Source organism: Actinocorallia lasiicapitis, assembly GCF_054778695.1.
The window spans coordinates 1-6,697 of record NZ_BAAGZI010000329.1 but is presented as its reverse complement, the minus strand read 5'-3'; the positions used below and the strand labels follow the sequence as shown (position 1 = coordinate 6,697).

The 6,697-nt window shown below is 71.6% G+C and carries 7 protein-coding genes; 3 read left to right on the top strand and 4 right to left on the bottom strand.

Features of this window, described 5'->3' with window-relative positions; genetic code table 11:
• A partial coding sequence (locus ACYVE7_RS26465) for a tetratricopeptide repeat protein (RefSeq protein WP_460368235.1) occupies positions 1-394 on the top strand: 394 nt, incomplete at its 5' end.
• A 174-nt stretch (positions 395-568) separates the two neighbouring features.
• On the opposite strand, the gene ACYVE7_RS26460 is transcribed toward ACYVE7_RS26465, so the two are convergent.
• Positions 569-1,021 (bottom strand): GtrA family protein, encoded by a 453-nt coding sequence (locus ACYVE7_RS26460; RefSeq protein WP_460368233.1) that lies wholly within the window; start codon positions 1,019-1,021, stop codon positions 569-571.
• Positions 1,022-1,292: 271 nt separating this feature from the next.
• Between ACYVE7_RS26460 and ACYVE7_RS26455 the strand changes: the two genes are divergently transcribed.
• A complete protein-coding gene (locus ACYVE7_RS26455; protein ID WP_460368231.1) occupies positions 1,293-2,522 on the top strand; it encodes a sensor histidine kinase in 1,230 nt (409 codons plus the stop codon).
• Positions 2,519-3,172 carry a response regulator transcription factor gene (locus tag ACYVE7_RS26450; protein WP_460368229.1) on the top strand — a complete coding sequence of 218 codons (654 nt, stop codon included), beginning with the start codon at positions 2,519-2,521 and terminating at the stop codon, positions 3,170-3,172. The genes ACYVE7_RS26455 and ACYVE7_RS26450 overlap by 4 nt, the downstream gene beginning before the upstream one ends.
• On the opposite strand, the gene ACYVE7_RS26445 is transcribed toward ACYVE7_RS26450, so the two are convergent.
• The 3 genes from ACYVE7_RS26445 to ACYVE7_RS26435 all read right to left on the bottom strand — a co-directional run.
• The gene (locus ACYVE7_RS26445; RefSeq protein WP_460368228.1) at positions 3,169-5,145 is read right to left on the bottom strand and encodes a cytochrome c oxidase assembly protein; all 1,977 of its coding nucleotides are present in this window, start codon (positions 5,143-5,145) and stop codon (positions 3,169-3,171) included. The genes ACYVE7_RS26450 and ACYVE7_RS26445 overlap by 4 nt on opposite strands.
• Positions 5,138-5,665 carry a copper resistance CopC family protein gene (locus tag ACYVE7_RS26440; RefSeq protein ID WP_460368226.1) on the bottom strand — a complete coding sequence of 176 codons (528 nt, stop codon included), beginning with the start codon at positions 5,663-5,665 and terminating at the stop codon, positions 5,138-5,140. Before ACYVE7_RS26440 ends, ACYVE7_RS26445 begins: the two co-directional genes overlap by 8 nt.
• A gap of 181 nt (positions 5,666-5,846) precedes the next feature.
• Positions 5,847-6,697, bottom strand: an 851-nt coding sequence (locus tag ACYVE7_RS26435; RefSeq protein WP_460368224.1) for a DUF5685 family protein, incomplete at its 5' end; no start/stop codon positions are given.

The window sequence follows — 6,697 nt, the reverse complement described above, 5'->3', positions numbered from 1 at the left end:
CCTGCTCAAGGCCCGCGCGGAGATCGCGACCAACGCCGCGGGCGAGGTCGACACCGCGTGGTGCCTGACGGAGCTGGCCCGCGCCGAGACCATGCTCGGCAACCCGGCCGACGCGGTGACCCTCGCGGGCGAGGCGCTCGACCTGCTCGGCGACGCCCCCCGCCGCACCTCCGCCTGGGCGCTCACCGTCCTGGGCGAGGCGTATGTCCGGCTGGGCGACCGCCCGGAGGCGATCGAGGTCCTGTCGCGCGCCGCCACCTGCCTGGAGGACATGGAGGCCACCCGGGACGCCGCCCAGGCCTGGTTCGACCTCGCCGAGCTGATGGGCGAGACGGGCGATGAGGACCACCGCCGCGACGCCTACCGCCGCGCCCTCGTCTGCGTCGGCCTGTGATCGTCGCCCCTGCGATCGACACCCTGAGATCGCGGCCTCGTCCCTTAGGGGCGGGTCGTCTCCCTCTCAGGGCTGAGGCCCCGCCTCAGGGTGGAGTGCTCCGCCGGAGAACACGAACGGCCCCGTCCGGAGGGACGGGGCCGAGGGCGTTGCGACGACCGGGGTGTGGCGGGATCAGGCGGCGAGGACGATCTCCTCGCGGGCCGGGGACGCGGTCTCGGCGCCCTTCTTCGCGAAGACGACGAGGCGCAGGGTGAGGAAGCGGGCGAGCCCCGCCACACCCGACGCGGTGATGTAGACGGCCTGCTCGAGCAGGACCGCCGGGTGGGCGGCGAGCTTGTGCAGCACCAGCATGGCGACCGAGGTGACCAGCCAGGCGGCCACCGCGGTGGCGCTGGACTCCAGGTGCATCCGCCAGCCGCGGCGGTCGCTGGCGAAGCTCACCCGGCTGTGCAGCTCATTGGCGGCGAGGGTGCCCGCGACCGTCACGAGGGCGTTGGCGAGCAGCAGGCTCAGCCGCGCCTCCAGGGCGACCAGCAGCAGGCTGGACAGGAGGGTGACGCCGCCGCCGCACAGGACGAAACGGAGGAACGAGGCGATCGGGCCGGGGGTCTGCGAGGTCGTCATGGCACTGAGGTTCGCGCGCCGTGCTGACAGCTCCCGCACAAGCGGCTGACAGAGCTTCATACCGTTCACGGTACCTACGGGCACTGACATTTCCTGGGGGCCCATCGGTGATCACCGCCTTCTCCTTGTTCCGGACGTTACGCCTCGATGTCGCCCCTTGATAGAACCGCTTCCTGTCTTCTCCGTCACTCCCACGTGAGGACCAAATCAGCGGCCCGGAACGGTACCTCCGGGGGAGAAGGATCTTCAGGGTCGATGCCAGGATGAAGAGGTGAAAAGTCTGCTTCGGCCTCTGGTTTCCGGGACGACGTGGCGCCGCTTCGCGTTCCTGGTGATCGGCGGAGCGCTCTTCGTCCCCTTCGCGATCACCTATCTGATCTTCGCGGGCATGATCCCGATCGTGAACGGCTGGGTCGGGGTCGCCACCGTCCTGCTGGAGATCCTGGCCTTTCCGCCCGTCGTCGGGATGGTCGGGCTGCTGCCCGTCGTCCGGTCGCTCGAAGGGGCCTTCACCAAGGAGCTGGTCGGGGAGCCCGAGACGCTCGGGGCCGATCCGGCGTGGCCGTCCCGGGTCCGTGCTGCGGCCTGGTTCGCCGCCCACGTGGTCACCGGAGCGGTGTTCGGGGCGCTGTGCGTGCTGACCCCGGTCTACGCGGTCATGTCGTTCGTCATGCCCTTCCACCAGGGGAAGAGGGGCCGGCCCCAGCCGATCCAGGCGATCGTCGAGTCCGAGTGGCGGTGGCTCATCCCGGTCACCGGGATCCTGGCGGCCGTCGCGCTGCTCGCACTGCTGGTGCTGCTCGGCCGGATCGCCGCGAAGCTCGCGCCGTACGCGCTCGGGCCGTCCGCGCAGGAACTCCTCGCGGCCGCTGAGAGGCGGGCCGACGCCCTCGCCGAACGGAACCGGCTCGCCCGTGAACTGCACGACTCCGTCGGCCACGCGCTCAGCATCGTCACCGTCCAGGCCAGCGCCGCCGCCCGGGTGCTGGACCGCGATCCGGACTTCGCGAAGACGGCGCTGTCGGCGATCGAGGAGTCGGCGCGCGCCGCGCTCGAGGACTTGGACCATGTGCTCGGGCTCCTCCGCGAGGAGGACAAGAGCGGCCGCACCCCGCAGCGGACCTTGAAGGATCTCGACGACCTGCTCGGCAACACCGGACTGGAGATCAGCTTCGACTGCGAGGGCGATCTGGAACGTGTTCCAGCCGCGGTGTCGCGGGAGGCGTACCGGATCGTCCAGGAAGGGCTGACCAACGTCGCCAAGCACGCCGGGCACGTCCCGGTGCGGCTGCGGCTCGAGGCGCGCGCCGAGGAACTGGAACTCGATCTGACCAATCCGCGCGGCGATCTCGTCCAGGCCGGTCAGGATCTCGGCGGGCGCGGTCTCGGCGGCCTGCGCGAACGGGTGCGGGTGCTGCGCGGCACGATGTCGGCGGGGCCGCAGGACGATCTCTGGCGCGTCAGCGTCACCATTCCGATCACAAGGGGAAACTCCGCATGACCACGGTACTGATCGTCGACGACGAGCAGCTCATCCGGGCGGGCCTGCGCGCCATCGTCGCCGCCGAACCGGATCTGGAGGTGGTCGGTGAGGCCGGGGACGGCGCCGCCGCCCAGTCCGAGACGGCCAGGCTCCGCCCGGACGTGGTCCTGATGGACGTCCGGATGCCGGGCGTGGACGGCATCCAGGCCACCAGGAACATCCTGGAGCGGGCCGCGGAACCGCCCAAGATCCTGGTGGTGACGACGTTCGAGAACGACGACTACGTCTACGACGCCCTGCGGGCGGGCGCCAACGGCTTCCTGCTCAAGCGTTCGCGTCCTGAGGAGATCCTGCAGGCGATCCGGCTGGTCGTGCAGGGCGACATCCTGCTGTTCCCGGCGGCGATCAGGGCGCTGGCCGCCGCCCGCACGGAGCGGAGCGGCGGCGGCAAGGCCCCGGTCTGGCACGGCCAGCTCACCGAGCGGGAGGCCGAGGTGCTGCGGCTGATGGCCTCGGGGCTGTCGAACGCGGAGATCGGCGAGTCGCTGTTCGTCAGCCTCCAGACCGTCAAGACCCATGTCGGCAACCTGCTGGGCAAGCTGGGCGCCCGCGACCGCACCCAGGCCGTGATCTTCGCCTATGAGACGGGGTTCATCCAGCCGCGCTAGGCGGTCTCGCTTTCGGGGTTCTTGCCGAGCCGGGCCAGCATGGCGTTGTAGGCGTCGAGTTCGGCGTCGGAGTCGAGGACGGCTTTGCGGTCTTCGCGGCGGGACTGCTTGCCGTCGGCCATCGCCCACTGGAAGACGATCGCGATCAGCACCACGAAGGTGGGGATCTCGCCGAAGCCCCAGGCGATCGCGCCGCCCGTCTGCAGGTCGTGGACCATGGACACCGCCCAGGGCGGGTGGACGGCCGAGTACCAGCCGGGCGCGAGCGGTTCGCCCATGTTCATCACGGCGATGCCGAAGAAGGCGTGGAACGGCATCGTGACGAACAGCAGCAGCAGTTTCGCGACGTAGGGGATTTTCCTGGGCGCCGGGTCCACCCCGATGATCACCCAGTAGAACAGGAAGCCCGTCAGCAGGAAGTGGCTGAGCATGAAGATGTGGCCGAGGTGGTTGCGCATCAGCCATTCGAACGCGGGGCTGTAGTACAGCGCGTAGGTGCTGCCGATGAACAGGGCCGTCGCGACCAGCGGATGGCTCAGGAACTTGATCGTCTTGCTGTGCAGGGCCATGACCAGCCACTCGCGCGGCCCGAGATCGCCCTTGATCTTGGCGGGTTTGAACGCGCGGAGGGCGAGGGTCATGGGCGCGCCGAGCACCAGCAGGATCGGCGTCATCATAGCGAGGGTCATGTGCTGGGCCATGTGCACGCTGAACAACAGCGGCGCGTAGGTCGCGACGCCCGTCATGGTGACCGCGACGATCGACAGCAGCCCGGCGATCCAGGCGATGAGCCGGCCCCACGGCCAGGTGTCGCCGCGCCGCCGCAGCCGGACGACGCCCGCGATGTACAGCCCGCCCAGCACCAGCACGAGGGTCAGGAAGAACAGGTCGAGCCGCCACAGCGTCGCCAGCCGGGCGACTGTGATCGGCGCGGGCATCTCGTAGCCGATCAGCGCCTTGATGCTGGATTCGGGCAGGGACGGGGCGGGCGCGGCCGTCCGGGACAGCGCGACGGCGATGCCCATGGTCGCCGCCATGATCGCGGCTTCGACGACGGCGAGCCGGGTGAACGCCAGCGGCTTCTTCGCCGCGATCAGCGGGATGGTGTGCTCGCGGTGCCGCCAGCCGAACCAGCCGAGGACGGCGAACGCCACCACCTTGATCAGGATCAGCCGGCCGTAGTCGGAGTCGAAGAGCTGGAGCGGGTCGGGGATCCGGGAGATCGTGTTGGCCAGCCCGCTGAGCCCGGTGATCGCGAAGCACCACACGGCCATCCGGCTGAACCGGGTGGCGGCGACGTCGAGCTGCCGCTGCTGGGTGAGCGCGTGCCAGGTCAGCACGGCGAGCCCGCCGACCCACGGCACGACCGCGGCCAGGTGCAGCGCTAGCCCGATCACCGCGACGCCGTGGTTGGCGGAGGCGGCGGAGTGGCCGGTCAGGGCGGGCGGCAGCAGCGCGACGAACGCCAGCGCCAGCAGTCCCAGCGCGGAGGCGGGCGAGGTGATGGTCCGCGCCAGCAGCGCCACGACCACGGCCAGCAGGATGACGATCAGCAGTCCCGTGCCCTGCGGGAGCTGCCCCACGTAGCTGGACAGTTCGTTGCCCTGGAGCACGGTGAGGATCGGGACGCCGAGGATGTCGGCGACCGTCAGCACCAGGGTGCCGCCCGCGCCCGCGGCCCAGACCGTCGCGGCCCAGGAGGCTGCGTGCAGGTACTTCTCGCCCGCCGCGCTCAGCTCGCCCTTGACCAGGGGGAGCAGCACGATGGCCATGACGAGGCAGCCGAGGGTCACCGACGCGCCCAGGTCCATCACGGTCCGGCTCAGCGGCAGCCCCCAGCGGACCAGCCGGCCCGCGTCGGAGATGCCGGGGATGACCTTCTCGCCCGCCGCGCCGCCCAGCAGCAGCGCGCCGACCAGCCCGGCCAGCGCCGCCAGCGCGACGATCAGCGACGCTTTGACCGCCCTAGCCACGCTTGCGCCGCATCGAGAACAGGATGCCGATCCCCGCTCCGGCCGCCAGGCCGACCCCGACCATCAGCCAGCGCGCCCCGCCGCCCTCGGACGTCGCGGGCACGGGCGTGCCGGTGCCGACCGGGGTGAGGTCGGTGGGCTGGGCCGTCGCCGGCCCGGCGACCACGGTGAAGGCGAGGGTGCCGGTGACGGGGTGGCCGTCCTCGGAGACGACCCGGTAGCCGATCGTGTAGGCCCCCGCGGGCAGATCGGGCATGACGTTCTGCACGACCTCCGCGCCGGTGACCTTGGGCGCGCCGCGCTGCCAGGTCTCCTTGTTCGCGCCCGTGATGGTGACCTTGACCAGCCCGGCCTGCAGGTCCTCGTTGAACTTCAGCGCCACCCGGGCGGGTGCGGAGATCCGCGCGCCGTCGGCGGGGCTGCTGCCGGTGAGCTCGGTGTGCGCCGAGGCGGGGGCCGCGGGCAGGGCGATCAGTGCCAGCGCCGCAGCGCCGGACAGGGCGAACCGTCGTGCAGTCATGGGTCTTCTTACGCGAATCGGGGCCGGGTGACCTCATCACCTTATTGACCCGTGGACGTGATCCGCGCCCGGCTCCGTGATTCAGCCGAGCAGCCCGGTCCTGCCGTGGACCGCGAACTCAGCGCCCAGCCCCTCGTGATCTCCGAACGGAACGTAGCGGAGATCACGCCCGGGCCGGCGGTCAGCAGCTGCAGTCGCAGCCGCAGCAGTCGCATCCGTCGCAGCAGTTCGAGCCCTCACCGCAGCAGCTGCAGCAGTCGCAGCAGCCCGAGCAGTCGCAGTTGCCGTCGCAGTGGCGGGAGCAGACGCAGCGGTCGTCGCAGGAGGCGTGCTTCCACTCGCTCCAGTCGGGCCGCCACAGCCCGCAGGTGCAGCCGACCAGCGCCCCCGACAGGCACAGCTCGGGGCCGAACCCGGGGCGCGGCGGGCGGTGGCGCGGCGGCTTGTGCCCGGGCGGCGGGTACTGGCCGGGCGGGTACTGGCCGACGACCGGGAGCAGCGGGAGGCCGCCGCGTTCGGGACGGCCGGCGTCCGGGCGGGCATAGGGATGGCCGGTGAACGCGCGGTCCACCGACTTGCGCAGCTCCTTGTCGAGCAGGGCGCGGACCAGGCGCGGGTTCTCGAACTCGACCTCGGCCAGGGCCAGCCGCAGGCCGTGCAGGGCGTCGTCGGCGGTGCGGCGGGCCTGCTCGATCGAGGTGCCGGTCGCGACCAGCGGGTTGTAGACGCCCGCGGCGTGATCGTCGGGCAGGTCCTCGACGGCGTCGAGGAGATGGGCGAGCCGGCCGAAGAACCGGCCCGCCTCGGCCAGCGGCTCGGCGTTGCCCGGCCGTCCCGCCAGGACAGCGGTGTGCGCGAAGGCCGCCGCGACGGCCGTCTCGGTCGGCTCGGTGATCTCCAGCAGGGACAGGCCCTCAGTCTGCTCCAGGACCGCCTGCCGGGCCACGGCGTCCCGCAGGACCGCCGGGTCGAAGCCGATGCCGGCGCTGGTCGTGCCGCCGGCGCGGTCCCAGCCGTCCGCGACCTTCGACG

Coding starts and splice junctions, on each gene's coding strand:
- ACYVE7_RS26440 (WP_460368226.1), bottom strand. CDS start 5,665: ATGACTGCACGACGGTTCGCCCTGTCCGGCGCTGCGGCGCTGGCACTG.
- ACYVE7_RS26460 (WP_460368233.1), bottom strand. CDS start 1,021: ATGACGACCTCGCAGACCCCCGGCCCGATCGCCTCGTTCCTCCGTTTC.
- ACYVE7_RS26450 (WP_460368229.1), top strand. CDS start 2,519: ATGACCACGGTACTGATCGTCGACGACGAGCAGCTCATCCGGGCGGGC.